The organism is Actinoplanes sp. NPDC004185 (assembly GCF_053603475.1).
In genome coordinates, this window is record NZ_JBSGFR010000036.1 from 31,634 (window position 1) to 49,230 (window position 17,597).

Genomic DNA, 17,597 nt, shown 5'->3' on the forward strand with positions numbered 1-17,597 from the left:
CATGACCCACCTCACCGCAGCCGAAGGCGTCGAACTCCACTACGAAGACTTCGGCACCGGCAACCCCGTCGTCCTCATCCACGGCTGGCCCCTGTCCAGCCGCAGCTGGGAAGCCCAGATCCCGGCCCTGATCGCCGACGGCCACCGCGTCATCACCTACGACCGCCGCGGCTTCGGCGCCAGCACCCAGACCTGGGACGGCTACGACTACGACACCTTCGCCGCCGACCTCGACGCCCTGCTGCGCCACCTCGACCTGCGCGACGTCACCCTCGTCGGCTTCTCCATGGGCGGCGGCGAAGTAGCCCGCTACCTCGGCACCTACGGCAGCGACCGGATCGCCAAGGCCGTCTTCGCCGGCGCCGTCCCGCCCTACCTCTACAAGAGCGACGACAACCCCGACGGCGCCCTCGACGACGCCACCATCAAAAGCTTCCAGCAAGGCGTCACCACCGACCGCATCGCCTTCGTCGACGGCTTCGCCACCGGCTTCTTCACCGCCGGCACCACCCTCAAAGTCAGCGACTCCCAGGTCCGCTACGCCCAGGAACTCGCCCACATCGCCTCACCCAAGGGCACCCTCGACTGCATCGCCGCCTTCGGCCTCACCGACTTCCGCGGCGACCTCGCCAAGATCGACGTACCGACCCTGGTCATCCACGGCGACAGCGACGCCATCGTGCCCTTCGAACACAGCGGCAAACGCACCCACGAAGCCATCGCCGGCAGCCGCCTGGTCGTCATCAAGGACGGCCCGCACGGCATCAACGCCTCCCACCCCGCCGAGTTCAACGAAGCCCTGCTCAGCTTCCTGAACAGCTAACCGGCCAGCTCACCCAGCGCGCGGTTGGTGCGGTTCGCCCGCACCGCCGCGCGCTGCTGCGCCGCCGTCACCTCGATGTAGCCCTGCGACGTCGTCAACGACGCATGCCCCAGCAACCGCATGATCTCCGAAGCATTCGCCCCGTCCTCAGCCAGCCGCGTCGCGAACGTATGCCGCAACGCATGCAGCTGCGCACCCCGCGGCACCCGATCGGTGATCCCCGCCCGCCGGTAACAGGACTCCACCAGATACTGCAACCCACCCCGCTTCAACGGCGCGCCCTTACGATCCAGCAGCAGCGGATCACCCGGCCGCAACCGCCCGAACCGCACCCGCCGGCTGTCCAGATACCGCTCGACGACGGCATCCAGCTCCGGCTCGATCGGCACCGTCCGCGGCCGGCCACCCTTACCGGCCACCTCGACCCGCCGCTCACCCGGACGCCCCAGCACCGAACCGGCCTTCAACGCCAGCAGCTCCGACAACCGCAGCCCGGCACACAGCGCGAGGGCCAGGACCATGACGTCGCGTTCCGGCCACGGGTCGCGCTGCCGCTCGTCCGGCTGGTTGACCGCCTGCAGGAGCTGCTCCGGGGTGTCCTCACCACGCAACGGCTTGGGGGAGGGGACCGCCATCCGGGGCTTACCCACGGCCGGCATCGGATTCCCGGCGACGACACCGTCGACGACCAGGAAGCCGAAGAACGAATTCCAGCTGGACCAGCACCGGTAGACCGAGGCGGGGGCCCGACCGGCGGCGAAGGTGGCGAAGGCGGCGCGCAGAGACTTGGGGGAGAGGTCACGGAGAGTGACGTCCTCGCCGATGAGCCGCAGGACAGTGGTGAGATCCCGGCGGTAGGCCATGAGGGTGTGCTCGGACGGCTTCCGCACAGCCCTTGCGCCGAGGAAGTCTTCTATGAGAGTTTCTACGTTGATGTCTTGTTCGTCCTGCATAAGGAATATTATGCAGGAAATAGCGGTTCGATGGGATCCCGTCGCCGGCCGGGTTTCAGCCGAGACCGGCGCTGGGCGGGATCTTGTTGTAAGGGTTCTGCGCGTCGCAGCGGCCGCACTGCAGGAACGGCTGGCCGTCCTCGGTGACGTGCCTGGTCCATTTGTGCCAGCCGAGCCGGCACGTCCACGGCTTGCTCATGGGGGCGACGCTACGCCCGGGGTGAGATCGTCTGCGTCCGCTGGGCGGTCCGCCGCCGGCAGCCTTTCCGGTACGCCGTGAGCACCCTCAGTCGTCCCGGCGATCCTGGGGTCGGCCACGTTTGCGCGGTTGTCTGCGGCCTGTCGTTTCCTCCATGGCGCGCTGGTTCCACCAGACGGCTTCTCCTGAGGTTTCGGTTGGCTGCCAGCCGTCGTCGAGCCCTCCGGCCCCTCTTCCGCACTCAGGTTGACATAATGTCAATTATCGACCATGGGATTACCAGAGGATCCGGTTGATGCGCGGCGACTGCTGCCCGGTGGCCGGCTTTGATGACCCCGACGCCGCCGGCGTCCCTGTGCCGTCCGGACGGCGCGGCTGCCGAGCAGATCTGGAACGGTGACGCCATGACCGCTTCCGCATTCGAGGTTTCCCACGACGTCGAAACCATCCCGGTGCATCAGCTGCTGGAGTTGTTCGCCTCGGCGTGGTGGGCGGCCGGGCGCACGGAGGCCGAGACCCGCGGACTGCTCGCGGGGTCCGATGTCGTGGTGGCCGTGACGGATCGGTCGTCGGGTCGGCTGGTCGGCTTCGCGCGGGTGCTGACCGACCGCACACTGCTGGCGCTGATTCTTGATGTCGTGGCGGCCCCCGACGTTCGCGGCGTCGGTATCGGCGCTGTGATCATGGGTGCGGTGCTGGCCCATCCGTGGGTCAGCCGCGTAAAGAGCGTCGAGCTGGTCTGTCAGCCGGACCTGGTCGGGTTCTACCGCCGGTGGGGTTTCACCGATGAGGTCGGGCGGTCCCGCCTGATGCGCAGGACTGCCCGGCCTTGACCGCTCCCCTGGGCCGGCGCCCGGTCAGCTGCCGACGTAGGCCGCGAGGTGTTCGCCGGTCAGTGTCGATCGTGCGGCCACCAGGTCGGCCGGGGTGCCTTCGTAGACGATCTGGCCGCCGTCGTGGCCGGCTCCCGGGCCGAGGTCGATGATCCAGTCGGCGTGGGCCATGACCGCCTGGTGGTGCTCGATCACGATGACCGATTTGCCGGAGTCGACGAGGCGGTCGAGCAGGGCCAGGAGCTGTTCGACGTCGGCGAGGTGCAGGCCGGTCGTGGGCTCGTCGAGCACGTAGGTGCCGCCGGTGCCGCCCATGTGGGTGGCGAGCTTGAGGCGTTGCCGTTCGCCGCCGGACAGGGTGGTCAGGGGCTGGCCGACGCTGAGGTAGCCGAGGCCCACGTCGGTGAGGCGTTGCAGGATGGCGTGGGCGGCGGGGATGCGGGCCTCCCCCGTGCTGAAGAAGGCTTCGGCTTCGGTCACCGACATGGTCAGGACCTGGCTGATGTCGCGGCCGCCGAGGTGGTATTCGAGGACGGCGGCCTGGAAGCGTTTGCCTTCGCATTCCTCGCAGGGGGTGGCGACGCCGGCCATCATGGCGAGGTCGGTGTAGATGACGCCGTTGCCGTTGCAGGTGGGGCAGGCGCCTTCGGAGTTGGCGCTGAACAGGGCGGGTTTGACGCCGTTGGCTTTGGCGAAGGCCTTGCGGATGGGTTCGAGCATGCCGGTGTAGGTGGCGGGGTTGCTGCGGCGGGAGCCGCGGATGGCGCCCTGGTCGACGGAGATGACGCCGGCGCCGGGTGGGATGGAGCCGTGGATCAGGGAGCTCTTGCCGGAGCCGGCGACGCCGGTGACGACGCAGAGGACGCCCAGGGGGATGTTGACGTCGACGTCGCGGAGGTTGTTGGCGGTGGCGCCGCGGATTTCCAGGGTGCCGGTGGGTGTGCGGACCGTCTTCTTGAGGGTGGCGCGGTCTTCGAGGTGCTGGCCGGTGCTGGTGCCGCTGGTGCGCAGGCCGTCGACGGTGCCTTCGTAGCAGACGGTGCCGCCGGCGGTGCCGGCGCCGGGGCCGAGGTCGACGACGTGGTCGGCGATGACGATGGTCTCGGGTTTGTGTTCGACGACCAGGACGGTGTTGCCCTTGTCGCGCAGGCGCAGGAGCAGGTTGTTCATGCGTTCGATGTCGTGCGGGTGCAGGCCGATGGTGGGTTCGTCGAAGACGTAGGTGACGTCGGTGAGGGCGGAGCCGAGGTGGCGGATCATTTTGACGCGTTGGGCCTCGCCGCCGGACAGGGTGCCGGAGGGGCGGTTGAGGGAGAGGTAGCCGAGGCCGATCTCGACGAAGGAGGTGAGGGTGTGGTGCAGGGAGGTGAGCAGGGGTGCGACGGAGGGTTCGGTGAGGTTGCCGACCCAGGTGGCGAGGTCGCTGATCTGCATGGCGCAGGCGTCGGCGATGCTGGTGCCGTTGATCTTGGATGATCGGGCGGCTGCGCTGAGCCGGGTGCCGTCGCAGTCGGGGCAGGCGGTGAAGGTCACCACCCGTTCGACGAAGGCGCGGACGTGGGGTTGCATGGCTTCGACGTCCTTGCTCAGCATCGACTTCTGGATCGACGGGATGAGCCCGGTGAAGGTGAGGTTGATGCCCTCGATCTTGACTCTGGTCGGTTCCTTGTAGAGCAGGTCCTGTAGTTCCTTCTTGGTGTAGCGGCGGATCGGTTTGTCGGGGTCGAAGAAGCCGCAGCCGCGGTAGATGCGGCCGGACCAGCCGTCCATGCTGTAGCCGGGCACGGATATGGCGCCCTCGTTGAGGGATTTGGTGTCGTCGTAGAGGGCGGTCAGGTCGAAGTCGGTGACGGAGCCGCGGCCTTCGCAGCGGGGGCACATGCCGCCGGTGATGCTGAAGGTGCGGCGTTCTTTGACGGTCTGCCCGGCGCGTTCCATGGTGACGGCTCCGGCGCCGCTGATGGAGGCGACGTTGAAGGAGAACGCCTGGGGTGAGCCGATGTGGGGTCGGCCGAGGCGGCTGAAGAGGATGCGCAGCATGGCGTTGGCGTCGGTGGCGGTGCCGACGGTGGAGCGGGGGTCGGCGCCGATGCGTTCCTGGTTGACGATGATGGCGGTGGTGAGGCCTTCGAGGACGTCGACGTCGGGCCGGGCCAGGGTCGGCATGAAGCCCTGCAGGAAGGCGCTGTAGGTCTCGTTGATCAGGCGCTGGGACTCGGCGGCGATGGTGCCGAAGACCAGGGAGCTCTTGCCGGAGCCGGAGACGCCGGTGAAGACGGTGAGCTGCCGTTTGGGGATGTCGATGCTGACGTCTTTGAGGTTGTTCACCCGGGCGCCCCGCACGCGGATCTGGTCGTGCCGTGTGGTGTTCTGCGGGCTCATGCGTTCTCCATCTGTGCGGGGCGGCCAGGGTGGGACGGTCAGCGCAGTTGCTGGATGCGGATCAGGTTGCCGGCGGGGTCGCGCAGGGCGCAGTCGCGGATCCCGTACGGCTGTTCGGTGGGTTCCTGGACGATGTCGGCGTCGCCGGCCTGGAGGCGTTCGAAGGTGGCGTCGAGGTCCTTGGTGGCGAGGTTGATGCCGCCGTAGGTGCCTTTGGCCATCATCGCGGTGAGGGTGCGGCGTTCGTCGTCGGTGATGCCGGGGTCGACGGCCGGTGGGTGCAGGACGATGGAGGTGCCGGGCTGTTCCGGGGGGCCGACGGTGATCCAGCGCATCCCGTTGTAGCCGACGTCGTTGCGGACCTCGAAGCCGAGGGTGTCGCGGTAGAAGGCCAGGGCGGCGTCGGGGTCGTTGTGCGGCAGGTAGCTGCTGTGGATGACGATGTCCATGCTGATCAGGCTAGGTGCGGGGCCGGGGCTGTGGCTTCTCGATTCCTGATCGGTCTGGTGACCTGGCGGGTGACGCAGGAGGGCATCCCGGCGGTGGTGCCGGCGACCTCGCGCCGGTAGACGCTGGGTGGCACGCCGACGAGTTCGGTGAAGCGGGTGCTGAAGGTGCCCAGGGAGGAGCAGCCGACGGCGAAGCAGACCTCGGTGACGCTGAGGTCGCCGCGGCGCAGCATGGCCATGGCGCGTTCGATGCGGCGGGTCATCAGGTAGGCGTACGGCGATTCGCCGTAGGCGAGTTTGAACGCGCGGCTGAGGTGCCCGGCGGACATGGCGGCGCCGCGGGCGAGGGCTTCGACGTCGAGGGGCTGGGCGTAGTCGCGGTCGATGCGGTCGCGGACGCGGCGCAGCCGGGCCAGGTCGCTGAGGTGCTGGGCTGCGGCGGGTCGGCTGGTCACACGCGGAATCGTGCCATGCCGGGTGGTGGTTGCGTAGCCCGTCGGGGCCGAGGATGGGGTCATGACGGAGGTGTCGTTGCCGGGTGGGTTCGTCGGTGGGGCTGTCCGGGTGGGTGCGACGGTGCGGAAGGCTCCCCCGGCGGATGCCGGTTTCGTACGGGCTCTGCTGGAGTTCTTGGCCGAGCGGGGCTGGGCGGGGGCGCCGCGGTTCCTCGGTGTCGATGATCGTGGGCGGCAGGTGCTGAGTTTTGTGGCCGGTGACGTGCCGTGGGGTGACGGCGCTCCCCCGGTCGGCGACGCGGCGCTGGCGGCGGTGGCGGTGCTGGTGCGCGAGTTCCACGATCTGACTGCGGGTTCGGCGCTGGCCGGTGGTCAGGAGGTCGTCTGTCATCACGATCTGTCGCCGAAGAACGCGGTGTTCCGTGGTGGGCGGCCGGTGGCGTTCATCGACTGGGACATCGCCGGGCCGGGTGCGCGGGTGCAGGACGTGGCCCATGTGTGCTGGCAGTTCGTGCCGCTGGGTCCGGCGGTGGAGGCCGGGGAGGCGGCGCGGCGGGTACGGGTTGTCGCGGACGCGTACGGCTGGGGTGATCTGCCGTTGCTGGTGGAGACGGTGTTGTGGTGGCAGGACCGCTGCTGGCGTGGGATCGGGTCGGGGGCCGCGGCGGGGGTGCCGGCGATGCTGCGGTTGCGGGAAGCCGGGGTGGTCGAGCAGGTGCGGGCCGCGTACGCGTGGACGGCGGGGCACGCCGCCGAGCTGGGTGGGGTGGTTCCGGGGCGGCGTTAGGGTGGGGCCGTGACGGATCTCCGGCGGTTCTTCGACGATCTGGTGGGTTTGGAGATCGCGGTGTGGAACGCCGTGGACGTGCGGCTGAGCCGGGAGTGCGGGTTGCCGCTGGGGCAGTTCATGCCGATGCGGGTGGTGGCGGCGACGCCGGGGTGCCGGGTGCTGGACGTGTCGGCGCAGTTGCAGATCACCGTGGGTGCGGCGAGCAAGGTGGTGGACCGGGTCGAGGCGGCCGGTCATTGTGTGCGCCGGCCGAATCCGCAGGACCGGCGTTCGTCGTTGATCGCGTTGACGCCGTCGGGGGCGGCGGCGCTGGCGGCGGCCGATGTGGTGTTCGAGCGGGCGCTGGCGGAGCTGCTGGGCGGGGTGCTGTCGCCGGCGGCGCTGGCCCGGTTCGCGGGCACGCTGGGCAAGGTGCGTGCCGCGCTCTGACGCAAAAGTGACGGGCATGTATGTTTCCGGGCATGATGCGGCATCGGGTCGTGCCGTTGCTGGTCGTGACGTCGGGGCTGTTCTCCGTGTTGCTGGCGGTGGCCGTGAACGTGGCCACGGGTGGGGTGCTACCGGGGGCGCTGCGGCCGTACACGTGGTTGGCCTGGCCTTTGGTGGGTCTGGTGGCGGTGGTGGGGGTCGCGCTGGGGTGGTGGCAGCAGCGGCTGGCCGAGCCGCAGCCGGACCGGGCGGTGGCGGTGCTCCCCCACCCTCCGGGTGAGTTGCCGGCGGCTCCGGCGCTGGTCGGGCGGGATGAGGAGCTCGCGGCGGTACGGGCGGCGGTCGAGGGCGGCTCGCAGCTGGTGGTGATCGCGGCAGCGCCGGGCACGGGCAAGTCGGCGCTGGCGTTACGGGCCGCTCATGATGCCCGCGACAGTTACCCCGACGGTCAGCTGTACGCGGCGTTGCGGGGTGCGTCGGCTGATCCGGTGCCGCCGGAGGCGGTGCTGGTGCGGTTCCTGCGGGCGCTGGGGCGTCCGGACGACGAGCTGCGCGGTGAGGTGGTGGAGCTGGCGGCGCGGTTCCGGTCGGTGGTCGCCGACCGGCGGGTGCTGGTGCTGCTCGACGACGCCCGCGACGCCGCCCAGGTGCGGTATCTGCTGCCCGGCGGGGCGCACAGCGTGGCGATCATGACGAGCCGGCGGCTGCTGTCGGATCTGCTGGGCGCTTCGGTGCTGACGATCGGGGCGTTGACGCCGGGGGCTGCGCTGGAGCTGCTGGCGACCGCGGCCGGTCCGGGGCGGGTGTCGGCGGATCCGGAGGGTGCGCGGCGGCTGGTGGAGGCGTGCGGCGGGTTGCCGCTGGCGTTGCGGATTGTCGGTGGCCGGCTGCGGATGCGCGCGCAGTGGTCGGCGTCGGCTCTGGCGGACCGGCTCGCCGACGAGGGCCGGCGCCTGGACGAGATGCGGCTGGCGGACCGGGCGGTGCGCTCGACGCTGCGGGCGGTCTACGACGAGCTGGGCCCGGGTGAGCGGCTGGTGTTCAGGCGGGTCGGTGGCTATCCGGGTACGTCGGTGGGGCTGAGCGCGGCGGCGGCCCGGTGCGCGCTGGACGAGCACGTGGTGGCCGAGGCGCTGGAACGGCTCGTGGACGCGTTCCTGGTGGAGTCGCCGGCGCCGGACCGTTACCGGATGCACGACCTGGTGCGGCTGTGCGCGCGTGAGCTCGCCGACGACGGCGCGGAGGGCGTGGATTGCCTGCGCCGGCACCTGCGGTGGCTGATCACGCGGGCCCGGGCCGGGGACTGGCTGGCCGCCGAGCGGGAGAACGTGCTGGCGGCGCTGCACGCGGCCGTCGGGGCGGGGCTGGCCGCCCCGGCCCGGGCGTTGATCGAGGCGGTGCATCCGCTGGTGACCGGTGAGGCCGAGCACTCCTACCGGCTGCGGCTGTGGTCGGCGGCGGTGCCGGTGGCCCGGGCCCTGGGTGACGAGCCGTTCCGGATCCGGGCGCTGCGGTGGGTGTCGCACTCGTACGGGATGGCGGGTCTGGTCCGGCTCGAGCTGCCGGCGGCGCAGCAGGCGCTGGAGGCCGCCGAGCGGCTCGGCACCGACGTGCGGGAGATCGCGCTGGCGCTGTGGCGGGTCGGGGACGCGTGGCGGGCGCAGGACCGTTTCGCCGAGGCCCAGGCGGCGCTGCTGAAGGCGCTGGAGTTGCTGATCGGGCTGGGCGCGGTCGCCGACGAGATCGAGGTACGGCTGTCGCTGGGCACCCTGTACAACACGTTCCTGCGTCCGGAGCTCAGTGTGCCGGTGCTGAGCCGGGCCGTGGAGCTGCTGCCCGGGCGGGAGTCGCCGGAACGCGGCTGGGCGCTGCTGGGTCTGGGCCTGGCCTCGGAGCTCGCCGGGCAGCCCGACCGGGCCCGGGAGCTGGTGGCGGAGGCGACGGGGGTCGCCGAGCGCATCGGTGACGAGATGCTGCGCGGCTACTGCCTGCAGGAGCGGGGCTGGCTGTATGTGCGGCACGGGGCGTACGACCACGCCGAGCGCGACTTCCGGGCGATGCTGGCGATCTTCGAGCGGTTGCGCAGCGGGCACGGCGTCGGCGGCGCGCACACGGCACTGGGTGACGTCGCCGACATGCGCGGGCAGCACACGGTGGCGTTGCGGGAGTACGGCGCGGCGATGGCGGAGTATGAGCGCCTCGGGCTGCGGGTGCGGCTGGGTCAGGTGCTGCTGCACCGGGCGGCGGTGCTGCGGGCCCTGGGCCGCGAGCAGGAGGCGGACGCCGACCTCGCCCGCGGTGAGCAGTTGAGCGGGGACGCGCCGGTGCATCGGGGACCGGCGGTGCAGCGGCGGCCGGGCCGGCCGGAACGGGAGGCGTGATGCGGGTGCGGTGGGTGACGGGGTTCCTGGACACGCCCTCACGGGTGGCCGAGCCGTTCTGGCAGGCGGTGACCGGGTCGCGGTTGTCGGCGCGGCGGGGGCCGGGCGGGGCGTTCGCGACGCTGGTGCCGGCCGGCGGGGACGCGTACCTGCGGGTGCAGGTCGTCGGGGACGGCCCGGCCCGGGCGCACCTGGATCTGCACGTCGAGGACGTGGCGGCGCAGGCCGCCCGGGCGGTCGCGCTGGGCGCGGCGGTCGTGTTCGACGACGGGGACCTGGTGGTGCTGCGTTCCCCGGCCGGGTTGCTGTTCTGCCTGGTGGCGTGGGGCGGTGAGGCGGTGCGGCCGGCCGGTGGGCGCAGCCTGGTGGATCAGATGTGCCTGGACGTGCCGGTGGCCGGCTTCGACGCCGAGGCGGATTTCTGGGCCGCCCTGACGGGCTGGCCGCGGCGGGCGGGGTCGCTGCCGGAGTTCGATTTCCTGGTACGCCCGGACGGGATGCCGCTGCGGTTGCTGCTGCAGCGCGTCGGCGGGAGCGTGGCCGGCATGCACGTGGACCTGGCCTGCACGGACCGGCCGGCGGAGGTGGCGTGGCATCAGGAGCTGGGTGCCGAGGTGGTGGCGGTGTACGGTCGGTGGACGACGTTGCGGGATCCGGCCGGCCGGGCGTACTGCGTCACCGACCGGCCGCTGTGAGCGGCTACTGCCGGGCGAAGTCCTCACCGAGCAGTTCCCGCAGCCGGCCCAGGGCCCGCATGCTCTGCATCTTGACCACCGAGGACGACACGTCGAGGATCTCGGCGACGGTGTCGACGCTGTGGTCCTCCCAGTGCCGCAGCACCACGATGGCCTGGTCGCGTACCGGCAGGGTGGCCAGCGCCTGCATCAGCGTGACGTGCAGGTCAGTGGCGGGCTCGGCCGGGTGACCGGGCCGGTCGGGCAGGTCGGCCAGCACGAGCTCGGTGCCGCTGCGGCGTTTGCGCAGGTCGAAGACGGCGTTCATCAGCACCCGGCGGCTGTAGGCCGGCAGGTCGGCGGTGCGCCAGATCCGGGGCCAGGCGGCGTACATCTTGGCCAGGGTCAGCTGGGTCAGGTCCTGCGCCAGATGCCAGTCGCGGCACATCAGGTACGCGGTGCGCCGCAGCCGTGGCGTGGCGGCGGCGACGAACGTGGCGAACTCCTCGTCTCGGGCCGCGCGGTCCCGGCGCCACCCACGGCTCACTTCGGCGTTCCCGGGCAGGACTGGCCGACCAGGTCCTGGACGCCGGCACGGCTGCGGAACCTTGCGGCGAAGTCCCGGTACCCCGACGGCTGGGCCAGCTCCACGCGGAAGGACTGCGGGAGGCTGGCCGGTGAGACCGCGGCCACGAAGTCCGGGCTGTCGGCCCACAGCTTCTTGAACTTCTCGTACGCCTGCTGGCGGCTCTCGAACTGCGAGTCGCGTACGGCCGGGTCCTTCCCGAGCGCCTCCGCGAGGGTGTTGACCTGCCTGATGGTGATGTCGTCGCGCAGGAAGACCGCGACGGCGGCGGCGTTGTCCTGCACCGGCCACGTGCAGCCGGCGCTCGCCGGTGGCATCAGCATCGCCGCCGGCGACACGAACGAGGGCGGCCCGGCTGCCGGGGCCAGGGCCATGTTCACGGCGATCAGGGTGCCGGTGACCACGGCGGTGGCCGTACCCCCGATGAGCAGGCCCCGGCGCCGGCGGATCCGCCGGCCCTGGCTCATCGCCTGCTCGACCGGGTCACCCGGCGGCGGCAGGGGTTCGTCGTCGAGGGCTCGTTCGAACAGGCCTCGCAGGTTCTGCTGCACAGTGCGCGCTCCCGGCTGTGTGGTGGCTACTGCTCTGAAGGACTGCCTGGGCGGGCGGATCGGTCACATGATCCCCGCCGCGGCCCTTCGTGTCCGGCGAGCCGGGCGCGCCTGCGTGCTTTGTCGGTGGGGCCTGGTACAACTACGGCATTGAAACACGCGTTCGAATCCACGTTGACCGACGAAAGGACGACCATGGCGACGGCGGCACGCACCGGTGTGCGAGGGCTCAGCACGGACGAGCTGCAGGTGATCCGCGACGGGCTCGCCGCGGGGCGGCGGCCGCGGGTGATGTTCACCGAGTCCGCGGGGCAGATCGCCGGGCAGGTGGGGCAGGTCGTGGCCCTGACCGACCCGGCCGAGTCCGACGAGTGGGTGGTCGTGCGCTTCGGGCGCGACGAGCTGCCGTTCTCCCCCGGTGACCTGCAGGTGGCCCCCAAGGGCCCGGTGAAGAAGGCGGCCCCCGTGCCGCCGCAGCCGGCCAAACCGGCCCCCGAGTTCGTGATCGACAAGCCCATCCCGGCGCCGGCTCCCCCGCCCGCGGCCACCCCGGCCCCGGCTGCGGATGCGGCTCCCGCGCCGGCCGCGTCGGCTCCCGCCCCGCGCAAGGCAGCGGCCAAGACGGCCAAGCCCAAGCCGCCGCCGAGCCTGACGGTCACCCTCGCCTACACCGACGGCGAATGGACCATCGCCGCCAACCAGGGCTCGAAAGCCCTGGCCAAGCCGTACGTGGTGAAGCCGTCGGAGGCGATGAAGATCGTGCAGCTGGTCGACGTGCCCGGCGTGCAGGAAGCGGTCGAGCACATCGTGTCCGCCGAACGCGCCGAGGTCGAGCAGCAGGCCGAACGGCTGCGCGCCGAACTCGCCGAGATCGAGGCCCGCCTGGCGGAGCTGCGCGACGCGGGCTGACCGGCATGCGATCATGTCGCCTTGATGGAAGCTACCTGGCGGGCACCGTGGTTGTGGCGGGCGTTGCTGCGCACCTCGCGGATGGTCGTGCCGCTGCTGTGCCGGCTGCGCGTCTCCGGTGAGGTGCCGGCCGGGCTGCGGCACGGCCCGCTGATCCTCGCGGCCAACCACGTCAGCCCGATCGACCCGCTGATGCTGATGGCGGCGTGCAGCCGCGCCGGGATCGCACCACGGTTCATGGCCACCGCCGGGCTGTTCACAGCCCCGGTCGCGGGCTCGATCATGCGCGCGTGCGGGCACCTGCGCGTCGACCGGCACAGCGCCCAGGTCGCGCAGGCGTTGCCCGCCGCCGCCGAGGCGCTGCGGGCCGGGTCGGTGGTGCTGGTCTACCCGGAGGGCCGCATCGGGCTGGACCCGTGGATGTGGCCCGAACGCGGCAAGACCGGCGTGGCCAGGATGGCGGCACTGTCCGGGGCGCCGGTCATCCCGGTCGCGCAGTGGGACGCCCACCGGGTCCTGCCGTACGCGGCCCCGAAAGGCCTGGCCGGCTCCCTGCTACGGACGATCCGGCGGCGGCCGGTGGTGCACGTCCGCTTCGGCGACCCCATCGACCTGTCCGGGCTGACCGGCACGGCGGGCGCCCAGGCGATGCGAGCCACCGACCGGATCGTGGAGGGGATCGCGCAGACGCTGGCGCCACTGCGGGCGGACGAGCTGGAGACACCCCGGCACATCGACCGGACCCGCCCACCGGACCTGAGCCGCGTACGCCGCAACCGCGTCGCCGGCATCCGCCCCCACTGACCGGTCAGTTCGGTTTGATCTGGGCCAGCTGCGTCAGCAGTTGCACCAGCCGGTAGGCCTGCGCCACATCCTCGGCCGGGAACGTGACCGTCCGACCGCCCGGAGCCCGGCTCACCCCGGGGATCAACGTCGCCAGGTCCACCGTGTAAGGCCCGTACAGGTCCACCTCGACCTTCAGCGGGCCCGGCATGATCACCAGCGGGACCTGGTCGTGCCGGCGGATCGCCTTCGCCGCCGCCCGGTGCAGCCGTTCCCGGGCCTCGTCCGGGTGCAGGGCGATCGCCGCTGCCTGCCCCAGCGCCTGCTTGACCGCCACCGTCGCCGCGCCCGGCACCAGCTCGAGCAGCTCGGCGCAGGCCACGTCGTCCCCGCTGATCAGCACCACCGGGGCGCCGTGGAAACCGGCCAGGGCCGCGTTCAGGCCGATCTCACCCAGCGAGCGGCCGTCGAGGCGCACATCCAGCACGGCGTCGCTGATCGTGTGGGCCAGCACGGCCGGCCCGGCACCGGACCGGGCGTGGTAGCCGACGAACAGCACCGCGTCGGTGTCGTCGTCGAGCCCGGCCAGCATGCCCAGCGGGCGGGGCTTGCCCCGGACGAGGCGGGCGCGCCGGTCGAGCTCCTCCGGCAGCAGGTTGCGGAACGGGCCGTGCGCGTCCGCGACCAGCACCTCAGCGCCGGGCACGGCCTCCAGGACCCCGGCGACGGCCGCGTTGACCTCGGCGGTCATCAGCGCCCGGGACCGTTCGTAGTCGTAGCCGCCGGGGTTGGCCTCGCTGGGATGCACGATCCCGGAGACGCCTTCCATGTCGGCCGATATCAGTATCTTCATCGCCTGGCACCCTACGCGGCGCCCGCGATCAGCTGGGGGTGCGGCGCTGGCGCAGGTACGCCAGCACGGCTTCACGGGTCGTGCGCACCCCGAACAAGGCCCGCGCCTCCGCGATGCGCCGGTTGGCCGTCCGCAGCGAGAGGAACTCCGCCGCCGCGGCCGCCGCGATCGTGTCGCCCGCCGCCAGCCGGTCCAGCAGGGCCCGCTGCTCCGGCACCAGCTCCGCGACCGTGTCACCGGCGTCCGCCGGCACCGGCTGCCCGCCCGGGCCTAAGTGGACCGCGCCGAGCCGGCTCAGGTCGTCGATCAACGCCCGGCCCACCGGGGTGTCCGCGTCGCAGACCGCCACGATGCCCGCTCCGCGCGCCGCCGCCAGGACCGCCAGCTGCAGGTTCTCCCGGTCGGCGACCCGGCCGTGCAGCACCAGCCGGGCGCCGGTGACGTCCCACGCCGGGTCCGGCAACGCGAAACCCTCGCGGGGGATCCAGCCCTCGCGGGCCAGGCGCCGGACCACGGACTCGGCGTCGTTGCCGGAGGCGACGACGTGGCGGGGAGCGTCGGGTTGTCGGGTCACCGGCCATCCTCACGGTCGGGCAGTACGGCGGAGCGACGGTCACGGTCCGGTGGTCCGGCCGTCTCGATCTGGGTCAACGCCAGTGCGGCCGCCTCCGTCCTGGTCCGGGCGCCCAGCTTGCGCATACCCGCTCGGATGTGGGTGTCCACCGTTTCCGCCGAAATACCCAGCTGCCCCGCGATCCGCCGGGTCGGCTCACCCGCCGCGACCAGGCGCAACACGTCGGTCTCGCGCCGGGTCAGCTGCGAACCCGAACGCGGGCTGCGGGTGTCGCGGTGCACATGGTGCCGGCGCAGCCCGCGGCGGGCCCGGCCGGCCAGCACCACCAGCCCGGCCGTGTCGGCCAGCTGCTCGGCCTCCAGCAGCGCGGCCACGGCCCGTTCCGGATCGGTGTCGTGCAGGCCCGCCGCGAGCAGGCAGCGGATCTGCTCCCGCAACGCGATCCCGGCCCAGCTCTGCGCGGCGGCGGCGAACCCGGTGCCGGTCGCCCACGCGGTCAGCGTGCGCCGCGCGGCGGCCGGCAGCCCCGCGGGGATCGCCGGGGCCGGCGCGTCGAGGTCGAACGCGGACGCGAAAGCAGCCCGGGCCGTGGCGCCGGAGTCGTAGGCGGCCCACCGGGCGGTGATGTGCCGCAGCCCGGTCAGCAGCCCCGCGACGGCGGCGTCCGGAGGCTGGGCGGCCCGGTCGGGCTGCCCGTCGAGCCAGGCCGCCTCCCGCGCCACCCACGCGGTGGCCGGATGCCCGTCCGGAGCGGCGAGCCGGGCCCGGGCGGCGGCGAGCAGACCGGTGTCCGCCTCGATCAACGCGGTCGCCGCGAGGGCATAGCCGCGCGCGTCGGCGGGCAGCGCCCGGTCGGTGAGATCAGCGGCGCGCCGCAACGCCCGGTCGGCCGCGAACCGCGCATCCGACGACGACCCGACCTCACCCCGGCCGCCAGAGACGGCGCCCGGCCCGGACGGATCTCCGGCACGCGCCGCGTGAGAGGCATCAGATCCGGCAGAAACAGCACCCGCGCCGCCCGGCGGACGCCCGCCCGGCGCCGGGAAAGAGCCGGAACCGGCAGCTCGGCCCGGGACAACACCCGGTGGGCCATCGCCGGAACCGGCGGCCCGGCCATAAACAACGCCCGGCAGGCCATCGGCCGGTGCCGGGACAGGCCCGGACCCGGCGCCCCCACCCGGCACGCCGAGCTCCGGCGTGGCCGCAGCCCCCACGACGCCATCGCGGCCCAAGGCACCGGCAGGACCACTGCCCGCCCCGGACGACACCCCGGAAACGTCAGGCGCAGCACTCACGGCAGCCGACGCGACCAGAAGCGTGCCCTGCAGAACATCAGCCCAGTCCGCCACCGCCAGGAACCGGGTCTGCCAGCTGTAGGCCAGATCCGCCGCACACCCCGCCGCCGCGTCCCGGGCCGCGGCCGCCGCCTCACCCAGCCGCCCGTCCGCCGCCAGATGCTCCACCAGCAGCCACGCACTCCACCGCCCAGTCAGCGGATCAGAGCTCTGGGCGACCGCCGCCGCCAAGGCCGTGTCCCATCCCGGCCGGCGATGCGCCGCACCGACCGCTGCCAGCGCCGCCGCCACCCCGGGCGGCGGGGCCGGGTACCGGGCGGCGACCTTGCCCGCCATGTCCAGCGCGCCCGCCGGGTCGGTGGCCAGCTCGGCCAGCACCAGGATCCGGTCCCGGGCGGCCACGACCGTGCCCGGGGCCGCGTCGGGCACCGGGCGCACCGCCGCCCGCGCCCCCACCGGGTCCCCGGCCTGCAGCAGCGCCTCCCCGCGCAGCACGTCCGCCTCCACCCCGAGCGGGCCGGTGCTGGTCAGCACCCGCGCCGCCGGATGCGGCCGGCCCGCGGCCAGCAACGCGTCCGCGGCCGCGATCCGCACCCGCGGGTCAACAGTCACCCCGGGCAGCTCACACGCGAACTGCAACAGATCGGCCCGGTCCCCGCCGGCCAGCCGGTCGGCCGCGGTCAGAGCCCGCCGGTACGCCCCCTGATGGTCACCGGCCGCAGCCAGGTGCCGCGCCGCCTCCGCGTCCGGGGTCAGCTCGGCCAGCGCGCGGTGCAGATCCGTCCGGGCCGCCGCGTCGAGCAGCCCCGCCGCGGTCTCCGCGAAGTACGCCGACACCGGCACGAGCCCGGCCACGTCCACGGTGACCAGCCCGGCGGCGCGCAGCTCGTCGGCGCCGGGGCCGAGCAGCGCCGCCGGGGCCGGCCGGCCGAGCAGGCCCAGTGCGGCCAGGGCGGTGCGGGCCGTGCGGGGCAGGTCGGCCAGGGCGGTGGCGATCGCGTACGCGACCTGGTCGATGTCGGTCTCCGGGGTGCCGCGGCCCGCCCCCGCCTGCCGGGCCAGTGCCGTGATCGCCAGGGGGTTGCCGCCGGCCCGGTCCACCACCGCGGCCAGCGCGGCGTCGCCGAGCTGACCACCGGCGCGCCGGGCCAGCTCCAGCGCGGACTCGCGGCTCAGCGGCGCCACCTCCAGCCAGGCCGTGGCCGTCCGGCGCAGCGCCGCGACGCTTTGCTCGCTCAGCCGGTGCGGGGTGCGCAGCGCGACCACGACCCGGACGTGCGCGGCCAGGTGCGGCAGGGCGGCCAGGGTCGCCGGGTCGGCGTACTGGAGGTCGTCGAGCACGAGCAGGCCGCCGCGGACCCGGGAGCGCACCGCCTCGGCCAGCAGCGGCACGTCGTGGGCGGGCAGGCGGGCCTTCAAGGCCCGAGACAGCGCCAGCGCCGGTACGGCGGCGAGCATCGCCAGCCCTCCCCCGGCGTGCACCGGCCCAGGTGCCGCGGCCGCCACCCGCCGCAACAGGGTGGAACGGCCGGCTCCGGGTGCGCCGGTGAGCACGACGAGGCCGGGGCGGTGCAGATGCGCGGCGGCGAGCCCGGCCAGGTCCTGCTGTGCCACCCGCATCCCCCGTTTCCCCTGCCTTGCCCGGCGTCCGTGCCCGGGTGGCACGAACACGGGATCT

At 73.0% G+C, this 17,597-nt stretch carries 18 protein-coding genes; 8 read left to right on the forward strand and 10 right to left on the reverse strand.

From position 1 onward, the window contains the following. Position 1: 1 nt before the first annotated feature. Positions 2–823, forward strand: a complete 822-nt coding sequence (locus ACWEOZ_RS31140; protein WP_451914228.1) for an alpha/beta fold hydrolase — start codon at positions 2–4, stop codon at positions 821–823. Here the strand turns inward: ACWEOZ_RS31140 and ACWEOZ_RS31145 are convergent. Both ACWEOZ_RS31145 and ACWEOZ_RS31150 read right to left on the reverse strand, forming a co-directional pair. Then, a complete protein-coding gene (locus ACWEOZ_RS31145; RefSeq protein ID WP_451914229.1) occupies positions 820–1,776 on the reverse strand; it encodes a tyrosine-type recombinase/integrase in 957 nt (318 codons plus the stop codon). The genes ACWEOZ_RS31140 and ACWEOZ_RS31145 overlap by 4 nt on opposite strands. A gap of 55 nt (positions 1,777–1,831) precedes the next feature. Beyond that, positions 1,832–1,975, reverse strand: a complete 144-nt coding sequence (locus ACWEOZ_RS31150) for a hypothetical protein (RefSeq protein WP_451914230.1) — start codon at positions 1,973–1,975, stop codon at positions 1,832–1,834. Positions 1,976–2,379: 404 nt separating this feature from the next. On the opposite strand from ACWEOZ_RS31150, the gene ACWEOZ_RS31155 reads away from it, so the two are divergent. Continuing rightward, positions 2,380–2,808, forward strand: a complete 429-nt coding sequence (locus tag ACWEOZ_RS31155) for a GNAT family N-acetyltransferase (protein WP_451914231.1) — start codon at positions 2,380–2,382, stop codon at positions 2,806–2,808. A gap of 24 nt (positions 2,809–2,832) precedes the next feature. Here the strand turns inward: ACWEOZ_RS31155 and ACWEOZ_RS31160 are convergent, their stop codons facing one another. Genes ACWEOZ_RS31160 through ACWEOZ_RS31170 form a run of 3 tightly spaced genes read right to left on the reverse strand, consistent with a single transcriptional unit; the run spans position 2,833 to position 6,094 of the window. Beyond that, positions 2,833–5,190 carry an ATP-binding cassette domain-containing protein gene (locus ACWEOZ_RS31160; protein WP_451914232.1) on the reverse strand — a complete coding sequence of 786 codons (2,358 nt, stop codon included), beginning with the start codon at positions 5,188–5,190 and terminating at the stop codon, positions 2,833–2,835. Positions 5,191–5,228: 38 nt separating this feature from the next. Continuing rightward, a complete protein-coding gene (locus tag ACWEOZ_RS31165) occupies positions 5,229–5,639 on the reverse strand; it encodes a VOC family protein (RefSeq protein ID WP_451914233.1) in 411 nt (136 codons plus the stop codon). Between the two features lie 5 nt (positions 5,640–5,644). Continuing rightward, a complete protein-coding gene (locus ACWEOZ_RS31170; protein ID WP_451914234.1) occupies positions 5,645–6,094 on the reverse strand; it encodes a helix-turn-helix transcriptional regulator in 450 nt (149 codons plus the stop codon). Positions 6,095–6,155: 61 nt separating this feature from the next. Here ACWEOZ_RS31170 and ACWEOZ_RS31175 point away from each other — a divergent pair, with 61 nt between their 5' ends. Genes ACWEOZ_RS31175 through ACWEOZ_RS31190 form a run of 4 tightly spaced genes read left to right on the forward strand, consistent with a single transcriptional unit; the run spans position 6,156 to position 10,389 of the window. Next, positions 6,156–6,881, forward strand: a complete 726-nt coding sequence (locus ACWEOZ_RS31175) for a phosphotransferase (RefSeq protein WP_451914235.1) — start codon at positions 6,156–6,158, stop codon at positions 6,879–6,881. Positions 6,882–6,890: 9 nt separating this feature from the next. Next, positions 6,891–7,313 (forward strand): MarR family winged helix-turn-helix transcriptional regulator, encoded by a 423-nt coding sequence (locus ACWEOZ_RS31180; RefSeq protein ID WP_451914236.1) that lies wholly within the window; start codon positions 6,891–6,893, stop codon positions 7,311–7,313. 32 nt (positions 7,314–7,345) lie between these two features. Further along, positions 7,346–9,694, forward strand: coding sequence for an ATP-binding protein (locus ACWEOZ_RS31185; protein WP_451914237.1), 2,349 nt, complete (start codon positions 7,346–7,348; stop codon positions 9,692–9,694). A 14-nt stretch (positions 9,695–9,708) separates the two neighbouring features. Beyond that, positions 9,709–10,389, forward strand: a complete 681-nt coding sequence (locus tag ACWEOZ_RS31190; RefSeq protein WP_451914238.1) for a VOC family protein — start codon at positions 9,709–9,711, stop codon at positions 10,387–10,389. A gap of 4 nt (positions 10,390–10,393) precedes the next feature. On the opposite strand, the gene ACWEOZ_RS31195 is transcribed toward ACWEOZ_RS31190, so the two are convergent. Next, complete coding sequence (locus ACWEOZ_RS31195) at positions 10,394–10,915, reverse strand: SigE family RNA polymerase sigma factor (RefSeq protein WP_451914239.1); 522 nt, start codon at positions 10,913–10,915, stop codon at positions 10,394–10,396. Next, entirely contained in the window at positions 10,912–11,505 is a 594-nt protein-coding gene (locus tag ACWEOZ_RS31200) for a permease-like cell division protein FtsX (RefSeq protein ID WP_451914240.1), read from the reverse strand. Before ACWEOZ_RS31200 ends, ACWEOZ_RS31195 begins: the two co-directional genes overlap by 4 nt. A gap of 195 nt (positions 11,506–11,700) precedes the next feature. Here ACWEOZ_RS31200 and ACWEOZ_RS31205 point away from each other — a divergent pair, with 195 nt between their 5' ends. Continuing rightward, on the forward strand, positions 11,701–12,414 hold the full coding sequence (locus tag ACWEOZ_RS31205) for a hypothetical protein (RefSeq protein WP_451914241.1): 714 nt from the start codon (positions 11,701–11,703) through the stop codon (positions 12,412–12,414). 24 nt (positions 12,415–12,438) lie between these two features. Next, positions 12,439–13,218 (forward strand): lysophospholipid acyltransferase family protein, encoded by a 780-nt coding sequence (locus ACWEOZ_RS31210; RefSeq protein WP_451914242.1) that lies wholly within the window; start codon positions 12,439–12,441, stop codon positions 13,216–13,218. 4 nt (positions 13,219–13,222) lie between these two features. Here the strand turns inward: ACWEOZ_RS31210 and ACWEOZ_RS31215 are convergent, their stop codons facing one another. The 3 genes from ACWEOZ_RS31215 to ACWEOZ_RS31225 are packed head-to-tail and all read right to left on the reverse strand — an operon-like array spanning position 13,223 to position 17,539. Next, positions 13,223–14,050, reverse strand: coding sequence for a M55 family metallopeptidase (locus ACWEOZ_RS31215; protein WP_451914243.1), 828 nt, complete (start codon positions 14,048–14,050; stop codon positions 13,223–13,225). A 28-nt stretch (positions 14,051–14,078) separates the two neighbouring features. Beyond that, the gene (locus tag ACWEOZ_RS31220) at positions 14,079–14,624 is read right to left on the reverse strand and encodes a LuxR family transcriptional regulator (RefSeq protein ID WP_451914244.1); all 546 of its coding nucleotides are present in this window, start codon (positions 14,622–14,624) and stop codon (positions 14,079–14,081) included. Next, positions 14,621–17,539, reverse strand: coding sequence for a LuxR C-terminal-related transcriptional regulator (locus tag ACWEOZ_RS31225; protein WP_451914245.1), 2,919 nt, complete (start codon positions 17,537–17,539; stop codon positions 14,621–14,623). Before ACWEOZ_RS31225 ends, ACWEOZ_RS31220 begins: the two co-directional genes overlap by 4 nt. Between the last annotated feature and the right edge of the window lie 58 nt (positions 17,540–17,597).

Coding starts and splice junctions, on each gene's coding strand:
- ACWEOZ_RS31140 (WP_451914228.1), top strand. CDS start 2: ATGACCCACCTCACCGCAGCCGAAGGCGTCGAACTCCACTACGAAGAC.
- ACWEOZ_RS31145 (WP_451914229.1), bottom strand. CDS start 1,776: ATGCAGGACGAACAAGACATCAACGTAGAAACTCTCATAGAAGACTTC.
- ACWEOZ_RS31150 (WP_451914230.1), bottom strand. CDS start 1,975: ATGAGCAAGCCGTGGACGTGCCGGCTCGGCTGGCACAAATGGACCAGG.
- ACWEOZ_RS31155 (WP_451914231.1), top strand. CDS start 2,380: ATGACCGCTTCCGCATTCGAGGTTTCCCACGACGTCGAAACCATCCCG.
- ACWEOZ_RS31160 (WP_451914232.1), bottom strand. CDS start 5,190: ATGAGCCCGCAGAACACCACACGGCACGACCAGATCCGCGTGCGGGGC.
- ACWEOZ_RS31165 (WP_451914233.1), bottom strand. CDS start 5,639: ATGGACATCGTCATCCACAGCAGCTACCTGCCGCACAACGACCCCGAC.
- ACWEOZ_RS31175 (WP_451914235.1), top strand. CDS start 6,156: ATGACGGAGGTGTCGTTGCCGGGTGGGTTCGTCGGTGGGGCTGTCCGG.
- ACWEOZ_RS31185 (WP_451914237.1), top strand. CDS start 7,346: ATGATGCGGCATCGGGTCGTGCCGTTGCTGGTCGTGACGTCGGGGCTG.
- ACWEOZ_RS31205 (WP_451914241.1), top strand. CDS start 11,701: ATGGCGACGGCGGCACGCACCGGTGTGCGAGGGCTCAGCACGGACGAG.
- ACWEOZ_RS31210 (WP_451914242.1), top strand. CDS start 12,439: ATGGAAGCTACCTGGCGGGCACCGTGGTTGTGGCGGGCGTTGCTGCGC.
- ACWEOZ_RS31215 (WP_451914243.1), bottom strand. CDS start 14,050: ATGAAGATACTGATATCGGCCGACATGGAAGGCGTCTCCGGGATCGTG.
- ACWEOZ_RS31225 (WP_451914245.1), bottom strand. CDS start 17,539: ATGCGGGTGGCACAGCAGGACCTGGCCGGGCTCGCCGCCGCGCATCTG.